2 protein-coding genes are annotated in these 589 nt (G+C 52.8%); both read right to left on the reverse strand.

Features of this window, described 5'->3' with window-relative positions; genetic code table 11:
- Positions 1 to 290, reverse strand: a 290-nt coding sequence (gene rplX, locus AC1DLB_RS31615; protein WP_477786481.1) for a 50S ribosomal protein L24, incomplete at its 3' end; no start/stop codon positions are given.
- An 11-nt stretch (positions 291 to 301) separates the two neighbouring features.
- Positions 302 to 589 (reverse strand): 50S ribosomal protein L14 (rplN, locus tag AC1DLB_RS31620; RefSeq protein ID WP_057433686.1); only part of this gene is annotated, 288 nt, incomplete at its 5' end.

Below are 589 nucleotides of genomic sequence, written 5' to 3' on the forward strand. Positions count from 1 at the left end.
GACTTGAAGACACGAATTTTCTTACCGTCTTCTACTTTGAAACCAACGCGGTCAGCCTTGTTGGTTTCGCCGTTGAAGATGGCGACGTTGGAAGCGTGCAGTGGCGCTTCTTTCTCGACGATACCGCCCTGTACGCCCGACATCGGGTTAGGCTTGGTATGACGCTTGACCAGGTTCAGACCACCAACGACCAGACGGTCATCAGCAAGAACCTTCAGCACCTTACCGCGCTTACCTTTGTCTTTGCCGGCGATCACGATGATCTCGTCGTCACGACGAATCTTTTGCATGTCGGATCTCCTTACAGCACTTCTGGGGCGAGCGAGACGATCTTCATGAACTTCTCAGTACGAAGTTCACGGGTCACTGGCCCAAAGATACGGGTGCCGATCGGCTCTTGCTTGTTGTTCAGAAGAACAGCAGCGTTGCCATCAAAGCGGATAATGGAGCCATCTGCACGGCGAACGCCGTGACGAGTGCGGACTACAACAGCAGTCATCACTTGGCCTTTTTTCACCTTACCGCGAGGAATTGCTTCCTTCACGGTAACTTTGATGATGTCACCGATACCAGCGTAACGACGATGGGA

It is taken from the genome of Pseudomonas sp. 05N434 (assembly GCF_056396965.1).